The 24,752-nt window shown below is 61.8% G+C and carries 26 protein-coding genes and 3 tRNA genes; 20 read left to right on the top strand and 9 right to left on the bottom strand.

Annotation, left to right across the window (positions count from 1 at the left end; translation table 11 throughout):
* Nucleotides 1-25: 25 nt before the first annotated feature.
* Entirely contained in the window at nucleotides 26-916 is an 891-nt protein-coding gene (locus AB4Y97_RS02990; protein ID WP_441997518.1) for a fumarylacetoacetate hydrolase family protein, read from the bottom strand.
* Between the two features lie 397 nt (nucleotides 917-1,313).
* Between AB4Y97_RS02990 and AB4Y97_RS02985 the strand changes: the two genes are divergently transcribed.
* Nucleotides 1,314-2,630, top strand: coding sequence for an OmpP1/FadL family transporter (locus AB4Y97_RS02985; protein WP_441997517.1), 1,317 nt, complete (start codon nucleotides 1,314-1,316; stop codon nucleotides 2,628-2,630).
* 71 nt (nucleotides 2,631-2,701) lie between these two features.
* On the opposite strand, the gene AB4Y97_RS02980 is transcribed toward AB4Y97_RS02985, so the two are convergent.
* Nucleotides 2,702-4,507 carry a PHA/PHB synthase family protein gene (locus AB4Y97_RS02980; protein WP_441997516.1) on the bottom strand — a complete coding sequence of 602 codons (1,806 nt, stop codon included), beginning with the start codon at nucleotides 4,505-4,507 and terminating at the stop codon, nucleotides 2,702-2,704.
* 113 nt (nucleotides 4,508-4,620) lie between these two features.
* Here AB4Y97_RS02980 and AB4Y97_RS02975 point away from each other — a divergent pair, with 113 nt between their 5' ends.
* The 8 genes from AB4Y97_RS02975 (at nucleotide 4,621) to AB4Y97_RS02940 (ending at nucleotide 11,705) form a co-directional block, all read left to right on the top strand.
* A complete protein-coding gene (locus tag AB4Y97_RS02975; protein ID WP_441997515.1) occupies nucleotides 4,621-5,007 on the top strand; it encodes a hypothetical protein in 387 nt (128 codons plus the stop codon).
* A 41-nt stretch (nucleotides 5,008-5,048) separates the two neighbouring features.
* Nucleotides 5,049-6,269 carry an LL-diaminopimelate aminotransferase gene (locus AB4Y97_RS02970; protein ID WP_441997514.1) on the top strand — a complete coding sequence of 407 codons (1,221 nt, stop codon included), beginning with the start codon at nucleotides 5,049-5,051 and terminating at the stop codon, nucleotides 6,267-6,269.
* 114 nt (nucleotides 6,270-6,383) lie between these two features.
* A complete protein-coding gene (locus AB4Y97_RS02965) occupies nucleotides 6,384-7,706 on the top strand; it encodes a homoserine dehydrogenase (protein WP_441997513.1) in 1,323 nt (440 codons plus the stop codon).
* 53 nt (nucleotides 7,707-7,759) lie between these two features.
* Complete coding sequence (gene glpX, locus AB4Y97_RS02960) at nucleotides 7,760-8,758, top strand: class II fructose-bisphosphatase (RefSeq protein ID WP_441997512.1); 999 nt, start codon at nucleotides 7,760-7,762, stop codon at nucleotides 8,756-8,758.
* Between the two features lie 77 nt (nucleotides 8,759-8,835).
* The gene (locus AB4Y97_RS02955; protein ID WP_441997511.1) at nucleotides 8,836-9,297 is read left to right on the top strand and encodes a GNAT family N-acetyltransferase; all 462 of its coding nucleotides are present in this window, start codon (nucleotides 8,836-8,838) and stop codon (nucleotides 9,295-9,297) included.
* Nucleotides 9,298-9,386: 89 nt separating this feature from the next.
* Nucleotides 9,387-11,198 (top strand): single-stranded-DNA-specific exonuclease RecJ, encoded by a 1,812-nt coding sequence (gene recJ / locus AB4Y97_RS02950; protein ID WP_441997510.1) that lies wholly within the window; start codon nucleotides 9,387-9,389, stop codon nucleotides 11,196-11,198.
* 84 nt (nucleotides 11,199-11,282) lie between these two features.
* Nucleotides 11,283-11,357 (top strand) — tRNA-Glu (locus AB4Y97_RS02945).
* A gap of 117 nt (nucleotides 11,358-11,474) precedes the next feature.
* Entirely contained in the window at nucleotides 11,475-11,705 is a 231-nt protein-coding gene (locus tag AB4Y97_RS02940) for a DUF6894 family protein (protein ID WP_441997509.1), read from the top strand.
* Nucleotides 11,706-11,720: 15 nt separating this feature from the next.
* On the opposite strand, the gene AB4Y97_RS02935 is transcribed toward AB4Y97_RS02940, so the two are convergent.
* Nucleotides 11,721-12,293: a helix-turn-helix transcriptional regulator gene (locus tag AB4Y97_RS02935; RefSeq protein ID WP_441997508.1), complete on the bottom strand. Its 573-nt coding sequence runs from the start codon at nucleotides 12,291-12,293 to the stop codon at nucleotides 11,721-11,723.
* Nucleotides 12,294-12,506: 213 nt separating this feature from the next.
* On the opposite strand from AB4Y97_RS02935, the gene AB4Y97_RS02930 reads away from it, so the two are divergent.
* Both AB4Y97_RS02930 and AB4Y97_RS02925 read left to right on the top strand, forming a co-directional pair.
* Nucleotides 12,507-12,794 carry a hypothetical protein gene (locus AB4Y97_RS02930; protein ID WP_441997507.1) on the top strand — a complete coding sequence of 96 codons (288 nt, stop codon included), beginning with the start codon at nucleotides 12,507-12,509 and terminating at the stop codon, nucleotides 12,792-12,794.
* 10 nt (nucleotides 12,795-12,804) lie between these two features.
* A complete protein-coding gene (locus AB4Y97_RS02925; RefSeq protein ID WP_441997506.1) occupies nucleotides 12,805-13,053 on the top strand; it encodes a DUF6894 family protein in 249 nt (82 codons plus the stop codon).
* A 79-nt stretch (nucleotides 13,054-13,132) separates the two neighbouring features.
* On the opposite strand, the gene AB4Y97_RS02920 is transcribed toward AB4Y97_RS02925, so the two are convergent.
* The 5 genes from AB4Y97_RS02920 to AB4Y97_RS02900 all read right to left on the bottom strand — a co-directional run bounded on the left by AB4Y97_RS02920 (nucleotide 13,133) and on the right by AB4Y97_RS02900 (nucleotide 17,961).
* Nucleotides 13,133-14,128 (bottom strand): MBL fold metallo-hydrolase, encoded by a 996-nt coding sequence (locus AB4Y97_RS02920; RefSeq protein ID WP_441997505.1) that lies wholly within the window; start codon nucleotides 14,126-14,128, stop codon nucleotides 13,133-13,135.
* Entirely contained in the window at nucleotides 14,125-14,751 is a 627-nt protein-coding gene (locus AB4Y97_RS02915) for a 2-dehydro-3-deoxy-6-phosphogalactonate aldolase (protein ID WP_441997504.1), read from the bottom strand. The genes AB4Y97_RS02920 and AB4Y97_RS02915 overlap by 4 nt, the downstream gene beginning before the upstream one ends.
* 92 nt (nucleotides 14,752-14,843) lie before the next feature.
* Complete coding sequence (locus tag AB4Y97_RS02910; protein WP_441997503.1) at nucleotides 14,844-16,589, bottom strand: AMP-binding protein; 1,746 nt, start codon at nucleotides 16,587-16,589, stop codon at nucleotides 14,844-14,846.
* A 24-nt stretch (nucleotides 16,590-16,613) separates the two neighbouring features.
* Nucleotides 16,614-17,675, bottom strand: a complete 1,062-nt coding sequence (locus tag AB4Y97_RS02905; protein ID WP_441997502.1) for a type III polyketide synthase — start codon at nucleotides 17,673-17,675, stop codon at nucleotides 16,614-16,616.
* A gap of 4 nt (nucleotides 17,676-17,679) precedes the next feature.
* Entirely contained in the window at nucleotides 17,680-17,961 is a 282-nt protein-coding gene (locus AB4Y97_RS02900) for an acyl carrier protein (RefSeq protein WP_441997501.1), read from the bottom strand.
* A 309-nt stretch (nucleotides 17,962-18,270) separates the two neighbouring features.
* Here AB4Y97_RS02900 and AB4Y97_RS02895 point away from each other — a divergent pair, with 309 nt between their 5' ends.
* The 3 genes from AB4Y97_RS02895 to speB all read left to right on the top strand — a co-directional run bounded on the left by AB4Y97_RS02895 (nucleotide 18,271) and on the right by speB (nucleotide 21,155).
* Nucleotides 18,271-18,786: an Lrp/AsnC family transcriptional regulator gene (locus AB4Y97_RS02895; protein ID WP_441997500.1), complete on the top strand. Its 516-nt coding sequence runs from the start codon at nucleotides 18,271-18,273 to the stop codon at nucleotides 18,784-18,786.
* Nucleotides 18,787-18,888: 102 nt separating this feature from the next.
* Entirely contained in the window at nucleotides 18,889-20,088 is a 1,200-nt protein-coding gene (gene rocD, locus AB4Y97_RS02890) for an ornithine--oxo-acid transaminase (protein ID WP_441997499.1), read from the top strand.
* 17 nt (nucleotides 20,089-20,105) lie between these two features.
* A complete protein-coding gene (gene speB, locus AB4Y97_RS02885) occupies nucleotides 20,106-21,155 on the top strand; it encodes an agmatinase (protein WP_441997498.1) in 1,050 nt (349 codons plus the stop codon).
* On the opposite strand, the gene AB4Y97_RS02880 is transcribed toward speB, so the two are convergent.
* Nucleotides 21,152-22,129 carry a DUF1624 domain-containing protein gene (locus AB4Y97_RS02880; protein ID WP_441997497.1) on the bottom strand — a complete coding sequence of 326 codons (978 nt, stop codon included), beginning with the start codon at nucleotides 22,127-22,129 and terminating at the stop codon, nucleotides 21,152-21,154. The genes speB and AB4Y97_RS02880 overlap by 4 nt on opposite strands.
* A 62-nt stretch (nucleotides 22,130-22,191) precedes the next feature.
* Here AB4Y97_RS02880 and AB4Y97_RS02875 point away from each other — a divergent pair, with 62 nt between their 5' ends.
* The 6 genes from AB4Y97_RS02875 to AB4Y97_RS02850 all read left to right on the top strand — a co-directional run bounded on the left by AB4Y97_RS02875 (nucleotide 22,192) and on the right by AB4Y97_RS02850 (nucleotide 24,748).
* On the top strand, nucleotides 22,192-22,953 hold the full coding sequence (locus AB4Y97_RS02875; RefSeq protein WP_441997496.1) for an SIR2 family NAD-dependent protein deacylase: 762 nt from the start codon (nucleotides 22,192-22,194) through the stop codon (nucleotides 22,951-22,953).
* 156 nt (nucleotides 22,954-23,109) lie between these two features.
* A complete protein-coding gene (locus tag AB4Y97_RS02870; protein ID WP_441997751.1) occupies nucleotides 23,110-23,697 on the top strand; it encodes a cold-shock protein in 588 nt (195 codons plus the stop codon).
* Nucleotides 23,698-23,756: 59 nt separating this feature from the next.
* Nucleotides 23,757-24,164 (top strand): DUF192 domain-containing protein, encoded by a 408-nt coding sequence (locus AB4Y97_RS02865; RefSeq protein ID WP_441997750.1) that lies wholly within the window; start codon nucleotides 23,757-23,759, stop codon nucleotides 24,162-24,164.
* A gap of 64 nt (nucleotides 24,165-24,228) precedes the next feature.
* A tRNA-Pro gene (locus AB4Y97_RS02860) sits at nucleotides 24,229-24,305 on the top strand.
* Nucleotides 24,306-24,344: 39 nt separating this feature from the next.
* Complete coding sequence (locus AB4Y97_RS02855; RefSeq protein WP_441997495.1) at nucleotides 24,345-24,650, top strand: ETC complex I subunit; 306 nt, start codon at nucleotides 24,345-24,347, stop codon at nucleotides 24,648-24,650.
* 21 nt (nucleotides 24,651-24,671) lie between these two features.
* Nucleotides 24,672-24,748 (top strand) — tRNA-Arg (locus AB4Y97_RS02850).
* The last annotated feature ends 4 nt before the right edge of the window (nucleotides 24,749-24,752 follow it).

Below are 24,752 nucleotides of genomic sequence, written 5' to 3'. Positions count from 1 at the left end.
GGCTGCTTCGGTACGAGCGCTCGTATCAGGCGTGGCGTCCGTGCCCGGGGCGGCTGGTGTCGATGGGATGCTCCTCGAACGCCACCACACGCTGGCGCTGGACGCCAAGTCCGTCAATTCCGAGATCGATCACGTCGCCGGACTTGAGATAGCGCGGGGGCTTCATGCCCATGCCGACGCCCGGGGGGGTCCCCGTGGTGATGACGTCCCCCGGCTCCAGGATCATGAAATGTGAGACGTAGGACACGATCTGCGAGAGATTGAAGATCATCGTCTTCGTTGAGCCGGTCTGCATGCGCGTACCGTTCACGTCGAGCCACATGCCCAGATCGTGCGGATCGGAGATCTCATCCTTCGTCACGAGCCAAGGGCCGAGGGGGCCGAAGGTCGGGCAGCCCTTGCCCTTCGTCCAGGTTCCGCCGCGCTCGAGCTGATATTCCCGCTCGGACACGTCGTTGCAGATGCAATAGCCCGCCACGAAATCCATCGCCTCGTTGGCGCCCACATAGGAGGCACGCTCGCCGATGACGATGGCAAGCTCGACCTCCCAATCGGTCTTCTGAGACCCGCGCGGGATGATCACGTCGTCATGCGCCCCGACGATGCAGGACGGCGCCTTGTTGAACACGATAGGCTCGGCGGGAATCGGCGCGCCGGTCTCGGCTGCATGGTCCGCATAGTTCAGGCCGATTGCGACGAAATTGCCGACCCGGCCGACACAGGAGCCGATACGCTGCCCTGACGGAGCGAGGGGCAGGGTGGCAGGATCGATCCGGCTCAGACGCTCCAGGCTTTGCGCGCCGAGCGCCTCCCCGGCAATGTCGGCGACCATGGACGACAGGTCGCGGATGTCGCCGTTATCGTCGACAAGCCCCGGCTTCTCACGGCCGATCTCTCCAAATCTTACCAGCTTCATCGGCATTCCCCTTCGTGATGGTGTGCATCATATGGAGCAATTTCCCCTAACGGTACAATGCACTTTCTCGGCGTAGAAATGTTGCCGTTTTGCCACGAAGGCAGGCAAACTGCACAATTCCTGGACGATTTGAACGGGGCGCTGCACCTTGTCATGCGCCTTTCAATACATTTGTTTACATATAAACAATGTGATTGTATTTCAGTTTCTCAAGTAAATTAAGTACAACATAAGAATTAATAGATTCAAATACAATAAATTAAAATCATGCCCCTGGAGCGATAGGTTCTCATTAACCGATTGCGGCAAAAATGAAGCATTGGCAGACTATGCTTCAAGGCGCGGGATTCTCCCGCAAAAGCCAACAATAGAAGTCCACGAGGGCAGGAATCTCCCGATGAGTTTCAATCGTTCATTGACCCTGGCTGCCGTCTCGCTGACGGCTCTCATTTCAGCTCAGGGAGGGGCCCAGGCGGGCGCTTTCGCCCTTCGCGAACAGAGCGCGACCGGCCTCGGTATGGCCTTTGCCGGCGTCGCGGACGGTTCTGCGGGCGTGTCCTCGATGTACTGGAACCCGGCTACCATCACCATGCGGCCCGGCTGGCAGTTCGAAGGACATGTCAGTGGCATCATTCCGCGTTCTGACGTCAACCCGACCTTGACCGTTCCGGCAAGCCTGCTGGCTCTCGGCGGCGCTGGCGATGTCGGCCGGGATGGCGTTGTCCCAGCTTCCTATGCCAGCTTCCAGATCAATGATCGCCTCTGGCTCGGCCTTAATGTCAGCGCGCCGTTCGGCCTGACGACGAAGCCGCACACGTTCTGGGCCGGCCAGCTCTATTCCCGGACCACGTCGGTGCTCTCCGCTGAGGTCGGGCCGACCATTGGCTACAAGGTCAATGACTGGATGTCGGTCGGTGCGGGCGTCCGCGCGCAGTACTTCAAGGTTCGCTTTTTCTCGGCGATTGGACCGACCCCGGCCGCGCCGTCGCCGTTCGCTGCAAGCGCCGGTCTGGAAGGCGACAGCTGGGGCGTCGGCTACTCGCTTGGCGCGAACTTCACGCCATTCGCAGGAACCGCGATTGGTGTCGGCTTCCGCTCTGCGGTCCAGCAGGACGTCAGCGGCAGCTTCCAGTATTTCGGCATTCCGATTAAAGCCAACCTTATTCTGCCGGAATCCGTTTCGGTCGGTGTGAGCCAGCGCATTACCGACGCGTTCACTCTCCACGCCACGGCGGAATGGACGAACTGGAGCCGTCTGGGCTTCCCGCGCGTCACCAACGGCCTGACCGGCACGCTCCTGGCCCAGTCGCCCTACATACCGCTCGACTATAAGGATGGCTGGTTCTTCTCTGTCGGTGGTGAATACACCATCAATCCGGCTTGGACGGTTCGCGCCGGTCTCGCCTACGAAATCTCGCCGATCGACGAGCATACGCGCACCCCGCGTCTTCCCGACTCCGACCGCATCTGGCTATCGCTGGGCACGACCTACAACTGGAGCGATCAGCTCTCATTCGATCTGGCCTATTCGCATATCTTCACGGTCGGAAATACGGACATCAACATCTCGCCCGGTAACCCGACTTTCCCGACCCGCGGCGTGGTGCTTCAGGCGAAGGTGGATGCGGGGGTCGACATCATTTCGGCTTCGATCAAGTATCGCTGGGACAACCCGGCAAAGGCGATTCCGGCTCCGATTGTGCGGAAGAACTGAGCGCTCAAAAGTTCACGATAAAGAAGGCCGGCATCACGCCGGCCTTTTTCGTTAGAGGAGTGTAGGCGCTCTCAGGATTTCGCCAGGACATAAGTGCCCGGCGCATTGCAGAGCGGCACGAATTTGCCGCCACCCGGCTCGCGTGCCGGCACTCGGCGCGGATCCTGCTTCTCGATCCAGGAGAACCAATGGGGCCACCACGTGCCTTCGGTTTCCATGGCCTTTCCCAGCCAATCCTCGAGTTCGCCTTCGACGGGACCGCCGGTCCAGAACTGGTATTTGGGTTTGTTGACCGGATTGACGACGCCGGCGATGTGGCCGGAGCCCGCAAGCACGAAATCCACGGGTCCGCCGAAGATCTTCGACCCCAGAAACACCGAGCGAGCAGGGGCGATGTGGTCCTCTTTGGTCGCCAGATTGAAGACCGGAATCTTGATCTTCTTCAGGCTGAGTTTGACGCCGCCGATTTCCATCTCGCCCTTGGCGAGTTTGTTGTCGAGATAGCAGTTGCGCAGATAGAAGGCGTGGTTCGCTGCGGGCATGCGCGTCGAATCGGAATTCCAGTAGAGCAGGTCGAACGGGAAGGGCGCGTGGCCCTTCAGGTAGACATTGACCACGTAGGGCCAGATCAGATCGTTCGGGCGCAGCATGTTGAAGGCGTTCGCCATGTGCGAGCCTTCCAGATAGCCGCGCCGCTTCATGCTGGCCTCGAGCGCGCTGACCCGGTCCTTGTCGACGAAGACCTTCAGGTCGCCCGCATAGGTGAAATCCACCTGTGCCGTGAAGAAGGTGGCGCTGTCGATCCGCTTGTCGCGCTTGGCCGCCATGTAGGCCAGCGCCGTGGCGAGCAATGTTCCGCCGACGCAATAGCCGATGGCCGTGACCTTCTTTTCGCCCGTGACCTCCTTGATGACGTCGAGCGCCGCGAAGATGCCCTCGTCCATGTAATGCTCGAAACTCTTGTCCGCGTGCTCCGCATCGGGATTGACCCATGAGATGCAGAACACGGTGAGGCCTTGCGAGACCGCCCAGCGGATGAAGCTCTTCTCCGGGTTGAGGTCGAGGATATAAAACTTGTTGATCCAGGGCGGCACAATCAGGAGCGGCCGCTTCAGGACCTCGTCCGTCGATGGAGAATACTGGATCAACTCCATGAGGTCGTTGCGAAAAATGACCTTTCCAGGCGTGGTGGCGATGTTGACGCCAACCTTGAACTGGGTCGGATCGGATTGGCGAATCCGCAATTCGCCGCCCCCGGCCTCGATATCCTCCGCCAGCATGTGCATGCCGCGCACGAGGTTGGCGCCGCTTTTCTGAACCGTCTCCCGCAGGAGTTCGGGATTGGTCAGGAGGAAGTTGGAGGGCGAAAACGCGCTGGAGAGTTGCTTGAGATAGAACTGCGCCTTGCGCCGCGTGTGATCGTCGAGGCCCTCCGCGTCGTCGATCAGCCCCTCCGCCCAGCGCGAGGTGATGAGATAGGCCTGCTTGAGGAAGTCGAAGACCGGATTCTCCGACCATTCCGGATCCTGAAACCGGGAATCCTTGATTTCCGGCTTGGCGATGGGTTCGGTCGTCTCACCCTGGGCGCGTCTTAAGGTCGAGGCCCACAGGTCGAGAAACTGGGAGCCGAGACGGGTCTGCGCTTCGAGGCTCTTGTGCGGATCCGTCATCCAGGCTTCCGCGACATGGCCCAGGGACCTGACGGCCTCAGCCGCCTCCTCGGCGAAACCGGATCGATGCCGGCCTTCGCTCAACGGTTTGAGATATGCGGCTGTCGCCTTGCCGGCTCCTTCGAGGAAAAGCGAGAGATTGCGTGACAGTTCGTCGAAATCCGGAGTCGAGGGGTTTACCTTCTCGTCACCAGGCGGCTTGTCCATAAGGCGATCTCCCTAAGGGCCTCACTGCCATTGCTCATACGCCGTATTTCCGACATTTTAGCGAATGAGCCATCATACATGCTAGAGCGAGTGCCCTGCTCTTGGAATTAAGAATGAATTTTGCATTTGCCATCTCCGGCCGTGCCGTTTTTACGCTTTGTGCCATCCTTGCCGCTTCCGCCGTCGCGGGATGCTCCAGCGGGAACCCCACCGGCGATTTGCTGGCATCGTCGGGGCTCGCCCCCAAGACGGCGCCCCGGCCGGATTTCATCGCGAGCACGAGACCGCAAGCGCTGGATTATATCCCCATCGGCACCCCGCAGGAGGGCCGACCGACCGCCGCCAAGACGGTGGATGAAGTGAAGGCCGCCGAGGCGGAACTCGATGCCCTAAGGGCGCAGAATCAGAGCAAGGGTGAGGCCGCCGCTCAATTGGGAGGAACGCCGGCTCCGCAGCCCGTCATGCTTCCGGCCGCAAAACCAAAGCCCAAGTCGCCGTAAGCCCGATCGCCTTTTTTTGATTTCTGCTCGAGGATTGAACCATGTCGGATTTCTACCGCATCAAGCGCCTTCCCCCTTATGTGTTCGAGCAGGTCAACCGCATCAAAGCCGCCGCCCGTGCCAACGGGGCCGACATCATCGATCTCGGCATGGGCAATCCCGATCTGCCCGCGCCCCAGCATGTCATCGACAAGCTGGTCGAGACCGTCGGCAAGCCGCGAACCGACCGTTATTCCGCGTCCAAGGGGATCGGCGGTCTGCGCCGCGCGCAGGCCGGGTATTACGAGCGCCGCTTCGGGGTGAAGCTCAATCCGGATACCCAGGTGGTGGCGACGCTGGGATCCAAGGAGGGATTCGCCAACATGGCCCAGGCGATCACCGAGCCGGGCGATGTGGTTCTCGTTCCCAATCCGAGCTATCCGATCCACGCCTTCGGCTTCCTGATGGCGGGCGGCGTCATCCGCTCCGTGCCCGCCGAGCCGACGCCGGATTTCTTTCCCGCCGCCGAGCGGGCCGTGATGCATTCGATCCCGAAGCCCGTGGCGCTGGTCGTCTGCTATCCGTCCAACCCGACCGCCTACGTGGCCTCCCTCGATTTTTATCGCGATCTCGTGGCCTTCGCGAAGAAGCACGAGCTGATCCTGCTCTCGGACCTCGCCTATTCGGAGGTCTATTTCGACGAGGCCCATCCGCCGCCCTCCATCCTACAGGTGCCGGGCGCCATCGATGTGGCGGTCGAATTCACTTCCATGTCGAAGACTTTTTCGATGGCCGGCTGGCGCATCGGCTTCGCGGTCGGCAACGAGCGTCTCCTGGCGGCCCTCGCGCGGGTGAAATCCTATCTCGATTACGGCGCCTTCACGCCGGTTCAGGTCGCGGCGACCGCGGCCCTGAACGGACCCGACGCTTGCATCCGCGAGATGCGGGCGACGTACAAGCGCCGCCGGGACGTGATGGTCGATTCCTTCGAGAAGGCCGGCTGGCCGGTCCCGACCCCGACCGCGTCCATGTTTGCCTGGGTCCAGATCCCGGAACAGTTCCGCTCTCTCGGCAGCCTCGAATTCTCCAAGCTTCTGGTTGAGAAGGCCGATGTGGCGGTCGCGCCCGGCATCGGCTTCGGCGAGCACGGGGACGATTATGTCCGCATCGCACTGGTGGAAAACGAGCAGCGCATCCGTCAGGCGGCCCGCAACATCCGCAAGTTCTTCGATACGGCCGATACCACGTTGCACAACGTCGTGCCCCTGAATCGGGCAAGCTGAGGCACGCGAGAACCAGGCGCGGGCAGGGCGCCCGCACCTGTCATCAAGCGTGCATGGACATGCAACCGTAGCAGTCGTAAAGAGCAACGCGACTTTCATAGGGAGCTGTTGTTCGTGGCACGTCCTTTTCGGGTCGGTATCGCCGGCCTCGGCACGGTTGGCGCATCGGTCATCCAGATTCTTGCCCGTCAGAACGAGGTTTTGGCTCAGCGCAGCGGACGCCCGGTGCAGGTGACCGCCGTTTCCGCTCGCGACAAGGGCAAGGATCGCGGCATCGACCTGTCGGCCTATACCTGGTTCGACGACCCGCTCGAGCTTGCCCGGTCGGCTGAGGTCGATTGCGTCGTCGAGCTTGTGGGCGGAGCCGAGGGCACGGCCCGGGAACTCGTGGAAGCCGCTCTCGCCGCCGGCAAGCACGTGGTTACGGCCAACAAGGCGCTCCTCGCCAAGCACGGGGTTTCACTCGCCAAGACAGCGGAAGATAAAGGCGTTTCCCTGGCCTTCGAGGCCTCGGTCGCGGGCGGCATCCCCGTCATCAAGACCCTTCGGGAGGCCCTGCCGGGCAATCGAGTCTCGCGCCTTTACGGCATTCTGAACGGCACCTGCAACTATATCCTCTCCCGCATGGAGCTGGAGGGGCTCACCTTCGCGGAATGCCTGAAGGACGCCCAGCGCCTCGGCTATGCGGAAGCGGACCCGACCTTCGACGTCGAAGGTTTCGACACAGCTCACAAGCTTGCCATTCTCACGAGCCTCGCCTTCGGCACCGAGATCGATGCGGATGCCATCTATGTGGAAGGCATTTCCTCGATCACGCCGCTCGACCTGACGATGGCGAACGAGCTTGGCTTCCGCATCAAGCTCCTGGGCGTCGCCGAGCGCACGAAGACCGGCATCGAGCAGCGGGTCCACCCGACCATGGTGCCCAAGTCCTCTCCCATCGCACAGGTCATGGGCGTCACGAACGCCGTGACCATCGATGCGGATGCGGTCAAGGAACTCACCCTGGTCGGCCCGGGCGCCGGCGGGGATGCGACCGCTTCTGCCGTCGTGGCTGATATCGCCGATGTGGCCCTGGGCAAGGCCGAGGCTCCGTTCGGGCAGTCGAGCAGCCGGCTCGAAAAGGCGCAGCGGGCTCCGATGCAGCGCCACGAGGGCGGCTATTACATCCGCCTGACGGTTCATGACCGCCCCGGCGTCGCTGCTGGCGTGGCCACCCGCATGGCGGAGGCCGATATCTCTCTGGAGAGCATTCTCCAGAAACGATCCGAGACCGCTGCGAGCAAGGATCCGCATGGCCGTTCGGGCGCGCCGGTTTCGCTGGTTCTCATCACCTACGCGGCAACGGAGGCCGCTATCCGGTCCGCCGTTGAAAAAATTTCCAGGGATGGTCTTATCGCAGAGCCACCCCAGGTGATCCGCATCGAACGCGAATAGGTTTTCGGCGAACTGACAATTCGCCATTCCAGTCAAAGGGAGACGACACGTCCATGTCGCAAGGCATTACCGTCCAACCGGGCCAACTCATCGAACGCATCCTGACCCTGGAGCTCGTCCGCGTGACCGAGCGCGCCGCCGTCGCCTCGGCCCGCCTTCGCGGGCGCGGCAACGAAAAGGCCGCGGATCAGGCGGCGGTGGACGCCATGCGCCGTGAGCTGAACCGCCTTCCCATCGACGGAACCGTCGTGATCGGCGAGGGCGAGCGCGACGAGGCGCCCATGCTCTTCATCGGCGAGCGGGTCGGCAACAAGAACGGCCCGAAGGTCGACATCGCCGTCGATCCGCTCGAAGGCACCACCCTTTGCGCCAAGGACATGCCGGGCTCCATCGCCGTGATGGCGATGGCCGAATCCGGGACCCTGCTGGCCGCGCCCGACGTCTACATGCACAAGATCGCCGTGGGCCCGGGCTATCCGACCGGCGTGGTCGATCTGGATGCGCCGCCGGAAGAGAACATCCACAACCTCGCCAAGGCGAAGGGCGTGAAGCCGAACGAGCTGACCGCCCTCGTGCTCGACCGCCCGCGCCACGCTGACCTCATCGCCGCGATCCGCAAGACCGGCGCGGGCATCCGCCTGATCTCGGATGGCGACGTGGCGGGAGTGATCTTCACGACGAAGCCTGAGGAAACCGGCATCGACATCTATCTCGGCATCGGCGCGGCCCCGGAAGGCGTGCTGGCAGCGGGCGCGTTGCGCTGCATCGGCGGCCAGATGCAGGCCCGCCTCATTCTCGACACGGAGGAGAAGCGCTCGCGCGCCCTGCAGATGGGCGTGACCGATCCGAACCGGAAATACGACATGACCGATCTCGCCCGCGGCGACGTGATCGTGGCGGCGACCGGCGTGACCGACGGCGCTCTCCTCAAGGGCGTGAATTTCGGCAGGGATGTCATCACGACCGAGACGGTGGTGTACCGTTCGGCTACCGGCACCGTGCGCCGCATCTACGGCGAGCACCGCGAATTGTCGAAGTTCCATCTCGATTAAACAATGAAGAGGCTCCCCGGCCATGCACGGCGGGGGAGCCTTTCCGTTCTCCGAAATCTGATGTGAAGGAAAAGGCCGTGGCGGATCAGCAGAAAGACACTCTCCTCATCCGCCCGTTCGCGCAAAGTGACCGGGAAGAGTGGAGCCCGCTCTGGCAAGGCTACCTGACCTTCTACAAATCCACGCTCGCGCCGGACGTCACGGACCTCACTTGGAAGCGGCTGCTCGACCCCGCCGAACCCATGCACGGACTTGCCGCCGTCATCGACGGGGAAATCATCGGCATCGTGCATTATCTCTATCATCGCTCGACCTGGAGCACCGGCAATTACTGCTATCTCCAGGACCTGTTCACCTCCGAAAAAGCCCGTAACCAGGGTGTCGGCCGGGCGCTGATCGAGGCGGTTTATGAGAAGGCGCAGGCGGATGGGGCAAGCCGGGTCTACTGGCTGACCCAGGAGACCAACACGACCGCCCAGGCTCTCTATGAGAAAGTCGCGGCCCGGAGCGGATTCATTCAGTACCGGAAGGTTTTTTGACGGGGGCGAAATTGCTCGTCTTCCTCCCGCCGCTGTCGTGCCTTCAATACCGCAGGTGTTTTGACGGCATTTCGCGTTAAGCTCCCGCCGTGACCGAATCAGCTGTATTGTCTTCAAACCGTCCGTTTCTCGGCATTGCCCGTTCCGCCCTGGGCCGGACTTGGGTCGAGCGATGCGATGCCTCCCAGGGTACCACCGCGCTCGCCATCGCCCAGACCCATGGCCTGCCCGATGTGCTCGCCCGCGTTCTCGCCGGGCGCGGCGTTGCCGTTCATGAGACCGAAGGTTTTCTGAACCCACGGCTCCGGGACCTGATGCCCGATCCCCATGTCCTCACCGACATGGAGAAGGCGGCGGCCCGTCTGGCCGATGCGGTCGTACGCCGGGAGAAGGTCGCAATCTTCGGCGATTACGATGTGGACGGCGCCTGCAGCGCCTCCCTGCTCGCCGAGTATCTTCGCGCCTGCGACGTGCCCTATCTCATCCATATCCCCGACCGGATCACGGAAGGCTACGGCCCGAATGTGGATGCGATCCGGTCCCTGAAGGAGCAAGGGGCCGAGCTTCTCGTCACGGTGGATTGCGGCACAGCGAGCCACGAGCCCCTGGCGGAAGCCAAGCGCCTCGGCCTCGATGCCATCGTCCTCGACCATCACCAGGCGCCCGAGCGGCTGCCGGAGGCCCTGGCCGTGGTCAATCCGAACCGGCAGGATGACCTCTCAGGACTTGGCCATCTCTGTGCCGCCGGCGTGGTCTTCCTCTCTCTCGTCGCCCTTAACCGGGCCCTACGCAGCCGCGGCTTCTTCCACCATCGGGCCGAGCCGGACCTAATGGCCAGTCTCGATCTCGTCGCTCTCGCGACGGTGGCCGATGTGGTGCCCCTGATCGGGCTCAACCGCGCCTTCGTGCGACAGGGCCTCGCCATCATGCGCAACCGCCGCCGGGTCGGCTTGGCGGCCCTCCTGGATACGGCGGGGCTCTCAGGCGCGCCGGAGAGCTGGCATCTCGGCTATCTCGTAGGGCCGCGCATCAATGCGGGCGGCCGCATCGGCGATGCCGCTCTGGGCTCGAAGCTGCTTCTCTCGGAGGATCCATTCCTGGCCGGGCAACTGGCGACGGAGCTCGACCGTTTGAACCGGGACCGCCAGGCCATCGAGATGACCGCCGTCGCAGAGGCGGAGGCGCAGGCCCTTTTCGCCCTCGACCGTCAGCCGGATCTTCCCGTCATCGTCACCGCTTCGGCGGAATGGCATCCCGGCGTAGTGGGGCTGGTCGCGGCGCGGACGAAGGAGCGGTTCCGCCGACCCGCCTTCGCCTTCACCCTCAATCCCGATGGAACCGCCACCGGTTCAGGCCGGTCCGTGCCCGGAGTCGATCTCGGTTCCGTGGTGCGGGCCGCGGTCGATGCGGGCCTCGCCGTCAAGGGAGGCGGTCATACCATGGCGGCGGGCGTCACCATTGCGGCCACCGATATGGAGCGTTTCCAGGCCTTCGTCATCGAGAGGCTGGCGGAGTCTGTCGGCAACTCTCGACTCAACGATCACTTCGCCATCGACGCCACGCTCACGGCCGGAGGCGCGCAGACGAGCATCGTCGCGGCCCTGGAGCGGGCAGGGCCCTTCGGTTCGGGCCAGCCGGAGCCTGTCTTCGTCTTCCCCCACCACCGAATCGTGGAGGCGCGGGAAGTGGGAAGCGGCGGCCATGTGCGCGTGAAACTCCGTAGTGGCGATGGGGCTTTTATCGGGGGAGTCGCCTTCCGGGCTGCGGGCCAGCCTTTGGGATTGGCCCTTTCCCAGGCCATCGGAAGCCCTCTGCACGTGGCCGGAACCTTGTCGATCGACCGCTGGGGCGGGGGTGAAAAGGTCGAGCTGCGCATTATGGATGCCGCAAAACCCGAATAAGTCATTCTTGGTCATTCTTGCGCTTGCCGAGCCCAAAGAACCCATCTATATGTCCGCCCACTTCGGCGGCACTGCCCCGATCAAGCGGCCTTCGTCTATCGGTTAGGACACCAGCCTTTCACGCTGGGAAGAGGGGTTCGATTCCCCTAGGCCGCGCCATTGAAATTCTCCAAAGTAATAAAGTTTTGTCATGGGGTCGTATCAGGATCTGCGATAGGATCTACCTCCATAGGATGACTTGTGCCTTCAACATCCCTCATTCGAGGTAGGACTCCGATGCCCCGTTTCTTCTTCAACATTCGAGATGGTTATGACCTCGATGAGGACGAGGAGGGGATCGAACTGCCGGACCTCGAATCGGCCCGCGCCGAAGCCCTCGCCACCGTTGAGGAGCTTCGCGACCAATTGGCCGATGCGGGCAATATCGAACTGGAAATCACCGACGAGACAGGGCAGCGTCTCCTCACCGTGCCCTTCTTTCGCGGAACACACGGCAGGCGGCGTTGAAGGCATAGCCGGCACCTAATCCATTTGTGCCGAGACGACCGCCAGACGAGTCAGGAGGCCGACCAGTTCGGCCTGTCGCTTCGTCTCGGTCTTGGCGAGGATCGCCTTCGTCTGAGTGCGGATGGTTCCCAGGCCAATTCCGGTATTCTGCGCGATTTCCTGGAGGGTGTTGCCGCACATCAGCTGGATCGCCACCTGGGTTTCCTTTTTCGTCAACCCAAAGACTTGCGGAAGAAGTTCCGGCATGGGCTCGGGGCAGTATTCCGGATCAACCACGATCGCGATGAGCCTTGCTCCTCCCAGGGCCGATCGAATGTTTTCGCCCAGGGATAGAATGCGTAGGATCAAAGGCCTCAACTCGGCGCGATGCAGACCCAAAGCTCCTCGCGGCTTTTCAATCCCATCGAAATGGGCTGCGAGAACGCCTTGCAGGATACGGTCGGATTTTGCATCGGTCGCAGAAAGATAGCCTGATTGGACTGTTAGCCCGGCACCAAAATGTTGTTGGATGTGCCGGTTGAAATTGAGAACCCTCCGCCCATCTCCGAGCAGGATGCTTCCGAAGCCGAGAGCATCGAAGATGCTCATGAGGCTGTTCACGACCGACGCTTCATCTGGATTGGCCCGGAAGTGTTTCATCGCACAGACCAAGTGAGCGAAAGGGGCTCTATTAAACGCTCAACGCGCGAACTCCTCTTTTTATCCCAACTGGTAGATGAAAAGAGAGGTAGGTTCTGCAGACTTTGAAAGGACGAGTTCGAATCACACCGCCTCAATCCCTAATTCTTTTTGGAGGACGGAATGCAGTCGGCAGCGACCATCGTCATGGACCGTGCTCCGATCCCAGTTCGGCGTAAGCCTGAGATCGACTTTCGGGTCGTGCGCAACGATGACGCTTTCTGGACGATCCAGGCTTTAACGGATCGCGCAAAACTTGCAGCGTCTCAATATTTCCGTTCACGCGGCCAATCCTTTTACGGCAACAGCATTGTCAGTGATCACATGACTTCGAATGATTTATTATATCGCTTGCGCCAGGAGGGTTTCTCGATCCTCTATATTGGACCGGCCGGGCCCATCGAGATCTAGAGTCGACTTTGTGCCGCGATATTATTTCAACCTTCGACGTGCGCATCTTCACCTCCTCGACAAAAGCGGCGAGGAGTGCTCGAATCTTGGAGAAGCGATCGAGTATGCCATCGTTGCGGTGCTCAACCTGATTTCGGAGGAGGGGCGCTTCCGCAATTGGACGTCGTGGGCGGTCGAGATTCAGGATGAAGCCCGGTATCACGTGGCGACCCTTCCGTTCACGATGGTCCTGGAGGCGGACCTGCGTCGTAAGGAATAGGATCTTCCGCGCTTCCGGATGCTTGCAACGTTTGGAGCGGTCTGGAAAGGGACATCCCTTGCCTGCGTCGGGGCGGGCCTCAAGGGGATAGGGATCCTTCGAAGGCCCGGAACGCTTCCGCGCGGAGGGCATCCGGTTCGTTCTCGTAGCGGGCAGAATGGTGAAAGACCGTGAGGCGCCTAGCCCTGGCCGCGCGGGCCAGACGCCCTGCCTCCCATGCCGTCAGATGCAGCGCCGCCTCGGCAAGAGCACGATCGCGTTCGGGGAAGACGGCTTCGATGAAGAGCTGATCGACGTCATGGGCAAGGGCCAGGATCTTCTCGGCATTGGCCTTGGTCGGGGCCGTGTCCGTCACATAGGCCACGGCCTGCCCGGGGCCGGCGATGAATATCCTGTCCTTCAGATCTTTCAAGAAAACCCGCCCGACGCCTGGAACCTCGAGTTCTGCATCCTCCGCGCCCGAGCGCATGATCTTCTTGGCTTCGGTCAACCAGGGGCCCTTCGGGAGCCTGAGACTTTCAAGCGCGCCGCGCCGGACATTGACGCGCATGATTTCACTGAGCCGGAAGGCCAGTGAGGGAATGCCGTGGTCGAGCGCCACGGCTTCGATGCGAAAGTCATCCTCCGCCAGCACGATGCCCGCGGGGAGGTCGGAGGGGGCGACATCATGCCGTTTGAAGACATGCTGCGCGGAGAAAACGGCAAAGCGGTCCACGCGATTGTCATGGAATTCGCCGACATGGAGCTGAAAATCGACGGAGGTCTCGTCGATCAGGTTCCACGTATAGGCCCGGAGCTTGTGCTCGACACGATCGATGAAACCGGGCGGGCCGATCAGATGAAGCGGCCCCGGCCGGTGCAGGCAGATCCGAAGAAGTCGATCGAACCCAATGAAATGATCGATATGCGTGTGAGAGACGAAGGCGTGGGTGATGCGCAGGATCTCCCGGGCGGAGAGGGGGCGCAGGTCGCCGAGGTCGAACAGGATGGCTCGGCGGCCATAGCGAAAATCGAGGTAGAGTCCCGGATCGTCGAATGGGCCGTTGATGAGTCTTGGTTGAACGAGCCAGCTCATCCCTTGCGCAAGGCCTGCCAGGCCGTGGCGAAAGCGCGGGCGTTCCGGCCGATCTCCTCGACGGGCATGGAGGGCGTGAACAGGGCCGAGCCGAGCCCGAAACCGTTTGCGCCCGCCTCCACATAGGCCTTCATGGTATCCGGCCTGATGCCGCCGACTGGCAATACGATGGCGTCCTGCGGCAGAACCGCCCGCCAGGCCTTCACGATCTGGGGCGGCGTCGCTTCGGCGGGAAAGATCTTGATGGCGTCGGCCCCCGCTTTCAACGCGGCAAACGCCTCGGTCGGCGTGGCGACGCCGGGGGTGCAGACGAGACTCAGTTCCTTGGCGCGCCTGATCACGTCGAGATCGGCATGAGGCATCACGATCAGCTTGCCGCCCACGTCGCGAACACCGTTCACATCGTTCGGGTCGAGAACCGTGCCCGCACCGATGAGCACGTTCGGCGGCATCGCCTTTGCGAGAATCGCGATGCTGTGGAACGGATCCGGCGAATTGAGGGGCACCTCGATCAGCCGAAATCCGGCATCGACAAGGACATTGCCGACAGCCTCGGCATTCTCGGGCTTGAGGCCCCGCAAAATCGCGATCAACGGAAGATCGGTTAAGTAATCCCGCAGCAAAACGGTCTCCTCTCGCCAAGCCTGGAATGACGTGAGGTCTTACCGCTGAGGACACCGGCGATACCCGACGTCCTCGACGTGCCTTCCGTATTCTAGTTGGCGGAGGTGAGGGGGGCTTTCAACCGCTCATGTGCCAGTTGGATGAGCTTTACACGCTGGAGCTTGCCGCTGGTGGTCTTCTGCAAGGTGTGAGGAGCCACGTCGAACACATGATCGACGGCAATGCTGAGCTTCTGGTTAAGCCGATCGCGGATGGCGTGCCGCATGGCGTCGACGGTGGACGAGGCCTTTTGCGTGGTCTCGAAGAACACGACCAGATTCTCCGTGCCCTTGGCGTCGTCGACCAGACCGACAGCGCCGACGGCGCCCGAGCGCACGCCCTGGACCTCGCCTGCAACCTGCTCGATCTCGTAGGGCGAGATATTGGTGCCGGCGCGGATGATCAGGTCCTTGATGCGTCCGGTGACGAACAGCTGGCCGCCGTCGAGATAGCCGAGATCTCCGGTTTCGAGCCAACCATTGCGGATATTGCTGGGCTTCTCCTCCTTGAAGTAGCCGTGGACCACGCTGGGACCGCGCAGCAGGATCTGCCCCTGCTTCCGGTCGGGCAGCGTTTCACCCTTCTCATCCGCGATCCGAACCTCGTGATCGGCCAGGACAGGCCCGACACAGACGATGGGAAGAGCGTCCGAATCCTCCGGCGTGACGGGGATCGCGAGTCCCTTGGCGATCAGAAGCTGGCGGGAGATCATGTCGATCCGCAGGGCTTCCGACGGGCGCATGATCGAGGCGGCCACCGTGCATTCGGCGAGACCATAGGCCGGCGCGAAGGCTTCCTTTTTGAACCCGTGCGCTTGGAAACGCGTCGCGAATTTCTCGATGGTGCGTGTCTGAATGAACTCGGCCGCATTGATGGCGCAGCGCCATGCGGACAGATCGAGACCGCGTGTCTTGTGCTCTGGCGCATGGGACGCAACGAACTGGTAGGCGAAGTTCGGTGCGGATGAAATCGTCCCTTTGAAGGTGTGCATGGCCCAGAGCCACCGCACGGGATTCATCGTGAAAAGGCTTGAGGGCATCAGCACCACCGGCATTCCCGCAGTGAACCCGGACAGCATCAGGGCTACCAGTCCCATGTCATGATACAGGGGGAGCCAGCTGACAATGACATCCTCGCAGGTCCATTCCCGCGCCTGCGAGAGGCCCCGCACATTGTTCAGAAGCGTCCTATGGTCGATCTGCAGTGCTTTGGGCTGGGACGTGGTGCCGGAGGTGAATTGCAGGAAGGCCGTATCGGTTGCTTTCGCCGCCATCGTACCCAAAGCCATCGGCGCAGGAAGAGCCTCGATCGTGACGGAGTCGCAGCCCTTGGCGTTGAGGATGACGCAGCAATCTTCTCGCGCCAGGATCAGCTTCGCACCCGCATAGCGCGCTCTCTCAACAAGACGCTCGGCCCAGCTATCCGCATGAGCGCCAAGGGATGGGGCCTCGACCACGCAAGGGATGAAGGAGCCGACAAGGCAGGCGAAGAAGGCTGTGAGCAGGAGGGGCGAAGTTTCGTGAGCCAGCAGCACGATATCGCCACGCCGCACCCCTTGAGCCGCCAAGCGCCCTGCCAGAACCGTCGCCTGCTGCAGAAGCGCGCCGTTGGAGATTTCAGTGATCGTATGATGGGACTCGACGACGAAGAAAGCGGTCTTGTCTGGGGCTGCCGCTGCACGCTCATGGAGCACGTCGGTGATGGTTTTCGCTTCCGCTCCTATGCGGATGCCCGACAGGTTCGAGAGGTCAAAAGCCTGCTCCGCCTGCCCAAGCGGGAAGGTATGGGTCTTATACATCGGTTTTCTCGCGGGTTGTCGTTCTCAGAAACGGAGCAGGGCACCTTCGACCGTGAGGCCGGGGCCGAAAGCCAGCATCACTCCGATCTCTCCGGGCTGAGGCTGATCGTTTTCGATGAGATGCTTGAGGACGAGAAGAACGGTGGCCGAGGCGCAGTTTCCGTATTCCCGCAGAACGTGCCAGGTGGCTTCGAGCTGCCGCTCGGAAATGCTCAGTTTCTGGGCGACGAAATCGATGATCTTCGGTCCGCCCGGATGGATCGCCCAATGCTTGACCTCCGCCGGGTCGACGGATGCGGCTGCGCAAAGATCCTCGATGAACTGCGTAATCACACTTGCGATGACGAACGGCACATAGGGTGAGAGCGTCATCCGCACCCCGTCATCGAGGACGGACAAGGTCATCATATCCGACGTCTCGTAGGCCTGATGCGTATGGGTGGCCAGGATCTGCGGTCCGTGACCGGGCTCTCTCATGGCCATCGTGAACGCACCGACGGCATCGCCGAACAGGTTGTGGACGATGGCCTGCTCGCGGGTCGCCTCCGGCCGGAAGTGCAGGCTGCTGAATTCAGCGCAAATCCCGACCGTGTATTCATCGGGACGCGCCACAACGGAATCCATGGCGGTCTTGATCACGTTGAAGGCTGCGAAGCATCCCATATGACCGATAAAGGTCCGGCGAATATTGGATTTGAGGCCGAAGCGCTTGGCGAGAAAATAGTCGGGAGTAGGGCCGTAATAGCCGGTGCTGCTCGCCATGACGATGCTGCCGACATCGCCAGGATCGGTTCTTTCGAGAAGGTCCTCGAAAGCCTCGCCGGCGACCTCGTCGACAATTCCGACATAGGCTTTCATCCGTTCGCCGATGCCGCGTGTTCTATCGCCGATATCCCGCGCAGGGTCCCAGGCCATATGCCTTTTGCGGACGCGTGTGACGGTCCCGAAATCCTGCGCGTCGGGAATATCGGCATACCACTTGCTGAAAGCGCTCTCCCATAGGGTGGCCTGGTCGAAGGCTTGTTGAGGAACGGCCGATGAAAGCTGGACGAATGTCGGAAGAATGGAAACGGATTGGCGACGCATGGTTCTATTCCGCCGCAATCTGCATCGGGGTCTGGGATAGGTAATCGGCGACGCTGCCGACCGTATCCCGGCCGCCGGTGCTATGGTCGAGGAACCACTCCTCCAGGGCAACTTCCGGGTAGTAGGTTTCGATGCCGGCGAAGAACTCCATGAGCTGCATGGAGTCGAAACCCAGGTCGCGTGTGAGCGACATGCCGGGGTCGATCTTAAGAGAATCTTTTTCAAGGATTGTTCTGCACAGATCGGTGATCTGGGTCAGGTGAAAGGATTGCGAGTTCTGCGCCATGATTTGCCCCCAAGTTGCTTTCCGCAACGTTATATGAGTCGAATATTATATGGTCGTATGAAATGCTATATCTTACACATTGCGTTGCGCGCAAACGCGGCTTGCAATAAAGCAAATAAGTTTAATTAACGAAATACAGTTACGTAAATCTTGAATACAACCCAAGTAATTATTTGAATCAATAACTGTTACCGATGGTTGCGAGCGCTAGGCTTTGCCCTGTAGCAGCATGTACGATAGAGACAGGCTCTCAACTTACACCGGTCGTACTGCGCCGCCGGAGAGTGCCTCGTACGTCGAGAAACAACCATGAAGACGCCTGCAAAGCCGCTAAGCCGCACTCGCAAGACCACTCTCGACAGGATCGACCTCTCCATCCTGGAGGCTATGAGCGGGAACGGGCGCATCACTTATCAGGCTCTTTCCGAATGCGTTGGACTTTCGCCCCGTCCCTGCCTGGAGCGGGTCAAACGGCTCGAGCAGAAGGGGGTCATCCGGGGTTACACTGCGCTGATCGAGCCCGCGGCCCTGGGGCACGACATCATCGCGCTCGCTGGCATCAGCATGCGCGATCCGTCGACGGCGGTGCGGCAGCGTCTGGAGCGGGCGCTCTGCGCGCACTCCGCGGTCATCGAATTGCAGGTCGTGAATGGGGAATACGACTACATCGCCCGTATCGTGGCGCCGACGCTCGCCGCCTATGAATCGCTGACTGATGCATTTCTTGCCGATCCCAGCTTCGGAATCGGGCGCATCCACACCACATTCGTTCTGAAGACTCTGAAGAGCTTCGACGGCTACCCGGTCCCGGACAGCCGAGAATGACAGCCCTTTTCCGTGAGACAGCCGATCTGGCTGGCGCGGGATGGGATTTCAGCCTCATCCTGACCGGGGAGTGACTTAAGCTTATCCAGGGAGGCCAGATCCATGGATAGCATCGCACTCGAAAAGTCAGTCACCGCCGCCAATTACGATTCCCTGCCGGTCGTGCTGCGGGAAGCCAAAGGCGTCTGGGCCAAGGATACGGAAGGCCGGCGCTATCTCGACATGATGAGCGCCTATTCCGCCGTCAGCCTTGGGCACGGCCATCCCCGCATCCTCAAGGCCATGGCGGAACAGGCCGCGACCCTTGCCGTCACGAGCCGCGCCTATCACACCGAAATTCTCGGGCCCTTCCTCGAGCGGCTAGTGAAGCTCACCGGCCTCGACATGGCCCTGCCGATGAACACGGGCGCGGAAGCAGTCGAGACTGCCGTCAAGGCGGCCCGGCGCTGGGGATATCAGGTCAAGAAGATATCGAAGGATCGCGCCGAGATCATCGTCGCGGAAAACAATTTCCATGGACGCACCACCACCATCGTCGGCTTCTCCTCGGATGAATCCTACAAGGAAGGGTTCGGCCCCTTCGCAGGCGGTTTCAAGCTCGTGCCTTTCGGCGATGCCCAGGCGGTCGAGAAGGCCATTAACGGGAATACCTGCGCCGTTCTGATCGAGCCCATCCAAGGCGAGGCCGGTATCGTGGTTCCGCCGGAGGGCTATCTCAGGGAACTCCGCGCCATCTGCGACAGGCACAATGTGCTGCTGATCCTCGACGAGGTGCAGTCCGGCCTCGGCCGCACGGGGCGCTGGTTCGCCCATCAGCACGAAGATATCCGGCCCGATGGCCTGATCCTCGGCAAAGCGCTTGGCGGCGGCGTCTATCCGGTCTCGGCTTTTGTCGGCACGCGCGACGTGATGAGCGTGTTCAATCCCGGCTCGCATGGCTCGACCTTCGGCGGAAATGCGCTTGCCGCGCGGATCGGCTTGGAAGCACTCGCCGTCATCGAGGAAGAGCGCCTCGTCGAGCGCAGCGCCGAAATGGGCCTCTATCTCATCGATAGGCTTCGCTCCATGCGCAGCAACATCGTCAAGGATGTGCGGGGCCGCGGTCTCTGGGTCGGCGTGGAGGTCGATCCTCAGGTGGTGTCCGGAAGGACCGTCTGCGATGCGCTTCTGGCCGAAGGCGTTCTCTCCAAGGACACCCACGGCACCGTCATTCGTTTCGCACCGCCGCTCACCATCACCCGCGAGGAAATCGACTGGGGAATGGAACGGGTCGAGCGGGTTTTCGCCCGCGCCATGCACTGAAGGGAAGGATGGACGTGATGTCCCAAAACTTGAAGAAGAAGATGGATTCCGAAACGCGTGCCAAGCGGCTCGAGGCCTATCAGCCGCTGTCGGGTATGGTGGTGCCGCGTTTCGCCGGTATCTCGACTTTCATGCGGTTGCCTCATATTGCGCCGACCGAGGCGCCCGGCGAGATCGATATCGCAATCCTCGGCATTCCCTTCGATGGAGCGACCACCAACCGGCCCGGCACGCGGCTCGGGCCACGTCAGGTGCGCGAAGCATCCTCGCTCATGCGCCTCGTCAATTACGGCACGCACGTTGCGCCCTACGATCTCTGCGTCTGCGCGGATGTGGGTGACGTGCCGGTGAATCCGATCGATGTGCGGGACACTCTGGGCCGGATCGAGGCCGAGGTGGGTTATCTCTACAAAGGCGGCGTGACGCCCCTGTCCATCGGCGGCGACCATATCATCTCCTATCCGATCCTGCGGGCACTGGGAGGCGATCAGCCCGTCGGACTGATCCATGTGGATGCGCATAGCGACACGGGCGACACCTATTTCGGCGGGCAGAAACTCACCCACGGCACGCCGTTCCGCCGCGCTATCGAGGACGGGGTGCTCGATCCCAAGCGGATGGTGCAGATCGGCATTCGCGGCACGATGTATTCCACCGACGAGCGCGATTGGGCGCTCGATCAGGGTATTCGCATCATCGACATGGAAGAGGTAGCGGAGAAGGGCGTTCCCTATGCCATCGCCGAGGCGCGCCGCGTCGTCGGCAACGGCCCGACCTATTTTACCTTCGACATCGACTCCATCGATCCTGCCTTTGCTCCCGGCACCGGCACGCCGGAGATCGGCGGCTTCACCAGCCGCGAAGCCTTGCAACTGGTGCGCGGCTTCCGTCACCTCAATCTGATCGGGGCGGACATGGTGGAAGTCTCGCCACCGCTCGATCAATCGGGCGGCACCGCTCTCGTCGGTGCATCCATCGCCTTCGAACTTCTTTGCCTGCTCGCGGAAGCGCGGGCGGAGCGGGAAGGTCGGTCCGGCGAGAACCGGCTGAACGTCGTCGGATCTTAAGGCGCCTTCTCGCGCAGGCATTGCTGCGCCGCGCGTGAAATCCGGGTCTGGTCTTCGGGCCCGACATTATCGTTGAGGACCCTTCGCCAGAGATCGCTCTGTCGGAGGGTTCCGACCACGCAGGAGCAGACGGCTTGGCACGTGGTCGACTGGCTGTTCTGCGACCGACAGCTCGCCTCGCATTCGCTCATGAACGGCGCCGCTTCCGCGACAGGGTTGGGTCCGGTCAGCTGCAGAACTCCATAGAGAACCGCGAGCAGGATGATCTGGTGGATCAGATAGATCGGCAGGCTCTTTCGTCCGGCAAACATCAGCAGGCGGGACAAGGCATCCTTTCCGCGCCAGTGCGCCAGACGCATTGTATCCTTGTGCGCCAGAAGAAGCTTGCCGAGAGCAAGGCCGATCAGGACCAGCCCGAACCACGGAAAGATCGGCACATAGTCGTTCGTCACCGGATCGGCGGATCCGAGACCTAACCAGTCCAGCCAGGGTTGGTCGAGGGTCGGGCTCATGAAGATCCAGGGGCCCGCCAGGAAGAAGGCCGCAGAAGCCAGGGTGATAACGGGATTGAACCGGCGGAAGGGCAGGGCGAGGACGCTCGAGACGGCGATGCAATGCAGGATGCCGAAGAAGATATAGCTGTCCGGAAACGCGAAGAACGTCACCAGCGTGATCGCAAGCGCAGCGCCGCCCACCTTCGCCAGACGCCGCAGAAAAGCTTTTCGCCGGAAGCCCTGGGCATGCGCCAGGGCAAGCCCTACGCCCGAAAGAAGCAGGAACGAGCCCGCGATCGAGCGTGCGAACCAGCGCCAGGCCGAAACCTCGACGATGTTCGTCTCGATCAGCTTCAGGAAACTCAGGTCCCAGCTGAAATGATAGACGACCATGGCGAGGATGGCGACGCCGCGGGCGACGTCGATGGCATCCCAGCGCTGGGATGCGAGAGCCTTGGCTTGAGGAGAGGCGCTGTTCACACGAATCGTCCGGTTGAGGCGAGGGGGAGGGCGTTGCGATCGGTTCGTCCTATATTAGCTTCATGACCGATAGCCTCGCGACGTCAATTGCCACGCTCCAGAATATGGTCCGGGAAGCCCGTGTCGTCGCCGGTTTCACCGGAGCCGGCATTTCGACGGAAAGCGGCGTACCCGACTTCCGCTCGCCCGGCAGCCCCTGGATGCGCAACAAGCCCATCCCGTTCGATGTCTTCCTCGAGAGCGAGGAGGCACGGCGGGAGGCTTGGCGGCGCAAGTTCACCATGGACGACCTCTACCGGGATGCCCGCCCGAGCCGGGGACATCTCGGCCTTGCCTCGCTGATTGCCTCCGGCCGCATGCCAGCCGTCATCACCCAGAACATCGATGGGCTTCACCAGGCCTCGGGGATCGGGGACGAGAGGGTCATCGAGCTGCACGGCAACGGCACCTATGCCGCCTGTCTCGCCTGCGGACGCCGTCATGATCTTCGATGGGTCCGATCCCGCTTCGAGGAGACTGGAGACGCGCCTGTCTGCGAATCTTGCGGCGGCATCGTCAAATCCGGGACCATCTCCTTCGGGCAGGCCATGCCCGAGGCCCCCATGCGGCAGGCGCATGCGCTCACGATGTCGTGTGACCTCTTCCTCGCCATCGGATCGTCCCTGGTCGTCTATCCGGCGGCGGCCTTTCCCATGCTCGCCCAGCGGAATGGAGCGAAACTCGTCATCATCAACCGCGAGCATACCCCTCTCGACGAGGCCGCCGACCTTGTTATCCAAGCAGAAATCGGTCCTGTCCTGTCCACCTTCATTTCCCAGCCCTAAGGGATTATTTCGGCGGCTAAGAAAAACATCGAGCCTTGTCGGCTGTTTCTGGCTTTCACAGATTCAGGACAATGTTATCTTCTCGTTAAGGGTCGGGGTTCTGATTCGAGTGCGGGTTTGTTCATGACTAACGATTACAGCTCCAATTCATTCAATATGCGGGGGGATTCCTCCTCCTTAGATCAGGGGCGTCGCGAGGTCGCCGAGCATGCCTCGGAGGAGAAGCCTCTCGATCTCGTTCAGGTCAGCGGCCGGATCAAATGGTTCGATGTGGCCAAGGGCTTCGGGTTCATCGTGCCCGACAACGGCATGTCCGACATCCTCCTCCACGTGACCTGCCTGCGTCGGGACGGCTACCAAGCCGCCAACGAAGGCGCACGCATCGTGGTCGAGGCCGTGCAGCGGCCCCGGGGACTTCAGGCCTTCCGGATCCTGTCCCTGGACGATTCGACGGCTCTGCACCCTTCCGAGCTTCCGCTGCCGCGCACCCATGTCCAGGTGGTGCCGACCAGCGGGCTGGAGCCGGCCATCGTGAAATGGTTCAACCGGCTGCGTGGCTTCGGCTTCCTGACTCAAGGGGAGGGGCGGCCTGACATCTTCGTCCATATGGAAACCCTGCGGCGTTATGGGATTGCCGAGCTGAAGCCGGGCGAGAAGGTTTTCGTTCGCTTCGGCGACGGCTCGAAGGGCCTGATGGCGGCCGAGGTGCGCCTCGCCGACATGGCCTTGCCTCATTCCCATTGACGGGTTTGTCCGTGGTGCAAGGTTTGAAACCCTTCGTCCTGGCCTTGGGGCTTGGAATCATGGCCTGCGGCATATCCTTCGCCCAGGCCCTGGAAACGCTTTCCATTTCGCCCCAGGGCGGACAGCGGCAGACCTTCCAGGTCGAGGTCGCGCGCAACGACGCCGACCGGGCTCAGGGGCTGATGTATCGCCGGTCCATGCCCGCCAATCAGGGCATGCTGTTCGATTTCGGCCGGGTCGAGCCGGTCGCCATGTGGATGCAGAACACGTATCTGCCGCTCGATATGCTGTTCATCCGTCCCGACGGCACCATTGCCCGGATCGCTGCCAATACGGAACCTTTGTCGACCCGGACCATTCCTTCCGGCGAGCCGGTCCTGGCGGTCCTGGAACTCAATGCGGGCACGGCAGCGAGGCTCGGGATCAAGGCCGGCGACCGGATAGAGCACTCGCTTTTCAAGCGCTGACAATTCCGGCGCTTGCTGAATCCATGGTCCTCGTGATAGCCAACAGCCTCTTCGGCGACGAAGGCGGGGCGTAGCGCAGTCTGGTAGCGCATCTGCTTTGGGAGCAGAGGGTCGCAGGTTCAAATCCTGCCGCCCCGACCATCTTCGCCGATTGGACCTTTGAGAGAGTGTCGAAACCCGATGCCCGCACGGATCTACAAGCCTGCCAAAGCCGCCACTCAGTCCGGCATGGCCCGCACCAAGCAATGGCTTCTCGTTTTTGAGCAGGACAAGCCGCGCGAAATAGAGCCTCTGATGGGCTGGACCAGCTCCGCCGACACGCGCCAGCAGCTCCGTCTCGGTTTCGACACGAAGGAAGAGGCCATCGCCTACGCCCAGCGCGAGGGTATCGCCTACCGCGTCGAGGAGCCTCAGGAGGTCAAGCGGCGCACGATGTCCTATTCCGACAATTTCAAGTTCAACCGCGTCGGCCCCTGGTCCCACTGAAACCAGTTCCATGGCCTTCAGGGCCCCGTAGCTCAGCTGGATAGAGCAACTGCCTTCTAAGCAGTAGGTCGCAGGTTCGAGCCCTGCCGGGGTCGCCAATCA

The organism is Microvirga sp. 2TAF3 (assembly GCF_052114965.1).
Classification (GTDB): domain Bacteria; phylum Pseudomonadota; class Alphaproteobacteria; order Rhizobiales; family Beijerinckiaceae; genus Microvirga.
The sequence above is the reverse complement of the archived record's forward strand: the minus strand, read 5'-3'. Positions and strand labels throughout refer to the sequence as shown.

Bases quoted from the DNA above. Each gene is read 5' to 3' on its own strand.
- AB4Y97_RS02990 (WP_441997518.1), bottom strand. From the start codon at position 916: ATGAAGCTGGTAAGATTTGGAGAGATCGGCCGTGAGAAGCCGGGGCTT.
- AB4Y97_RS02985 (WP_441997517.1), top strand. From the start codon at position 1,314: ATGAGTTTCAATCGTTCATTGACCCTGGCTGCCGTCTCGCTGACGGCT.
- AB4Y97_RS02980 (WP_441997516.1), bottom strand. From the start codon at position 4,507: ATGGACAAGCCGCCTGGTGACGAGAAGGTAAACCCCTCGACTCCGGAT.
- AB4Y97_RS02975 (WP_441997515.1), top strand. From the start codon at position 4,621: ATGAATTTTGCATTTGCCATCTCCGGCCGTGCCGTTTTTACGCTTTGT.
- AB4Y97_RS02970 (WP_441997514.1), top strand. From the start codon at position 5,049: ATGTCGGATTTCTACCGCATCAAGCGCCTTCCCCCTTATGTGTTCGAG.
- glpX (WP_441997512.1), top strand. From the start codon at position 7,760: ATGTCGCAAGGCATTACCGTCCAACCGGGCCAACTCATCGAACGCATC.
- AB4Y97_RS02940 (WP_441997509.1), top strand. From the start codon at position 11,475: ATGCCCCGTTTCTTCTTCAACATTCGAGATGGTTATGACCTCGATGAG.
- AB4Y97_RS02935 (WP_441997508.1), bottom strand. From the start codon at position 12,293: ATGAGCATCTTCGATGCTCTCGGCTTCGGAAGCATCCTGCTCGGAGAT.
- AB4Y97_RS02930 (WP_441997507.1), top strand. From the start codon at position 12,507: ATGCAGTCGGCAGCGACCATCGTCATGGACCGTGCTCCGATCCCAGTT.
- AB4Y97_RS02920 (WP_441997505.1), bottom strand. From the start codon at position 14,128: ATGAGCTGGCTCGTTCAACCAAGACTCATCAACGGCCCATTCGACGAT.
- AB4Y97_RS02910 (WP_441997503.1), bottom strand. From the start codon at position 16,589: ATGTATAAGACCCATACCTTCCCGCTTGGGCAGGCGGAGCAGGCTTTT.
- AB4Y97_RS02905 (WP_441997502.1), bottom strand. From the start codon at position 17,675: ATGCGTCGCCAATCCGTTTCCATTCTTCCGACATTCGTCCAGCTTTCA.
- AB4Y97_RS02900 (WP_441997501.1), bottom strand. From the start codon at position 17,961: ATGGCGCAGAACTCGCAATCCTTTCACCTGACCCAGATCACCGATCTG.
- AB4Y97_RS02895 (WP_441997500.1), top strand. From the start codon at position 18,271: ATGAAGACGCCTGCAAAGCCGCTAAGCCGCACTCGCAAGACCACTCTC.
- rocD (WP_441997499.1), top strand. From the start codon at position 18,889: ATGGATAGCATCGCACTCGAAAAGTCAGTCACCGCCGCCAATTACGAT.
- speB (WP_441997498.1), top strand. From the start codon at position 20,106: ATGTCCCAAAACTTGAAGAAGAAGATGGATTCCGAAACGCGTGCCAAG.
- AB4Y97_RS02875 (WP_441997496.1), top strand. From the start codon at position 22,192: ATGACCGATAGCCTCGCGACGTCAATTGCCACGCTCCAGAATATGGTC.
- AB4Y97_RS02870 (WP_441997751.1), top strand. From the start codon at position 23,110: ATGCGGGGGGATTCCTCCTCCTTAGATCAGGGGCGTCGCGAGGTCGCC.
- AB4Y97_RS02865 (WP_441997750.1), top strand. From the start codon at position 23,757: ATGGCCTGCGGCATATCCTTCGCCCAGGCCCTGGAAACGCTTTCCATT.
- AB4Y97_RS02855 (WP_441997495.1), top strand. From the start codon at position 24,345: ATGCCCGCACGGATCTACAAGCCTGCCAAAGCCGCCACTCAGTCCGGC.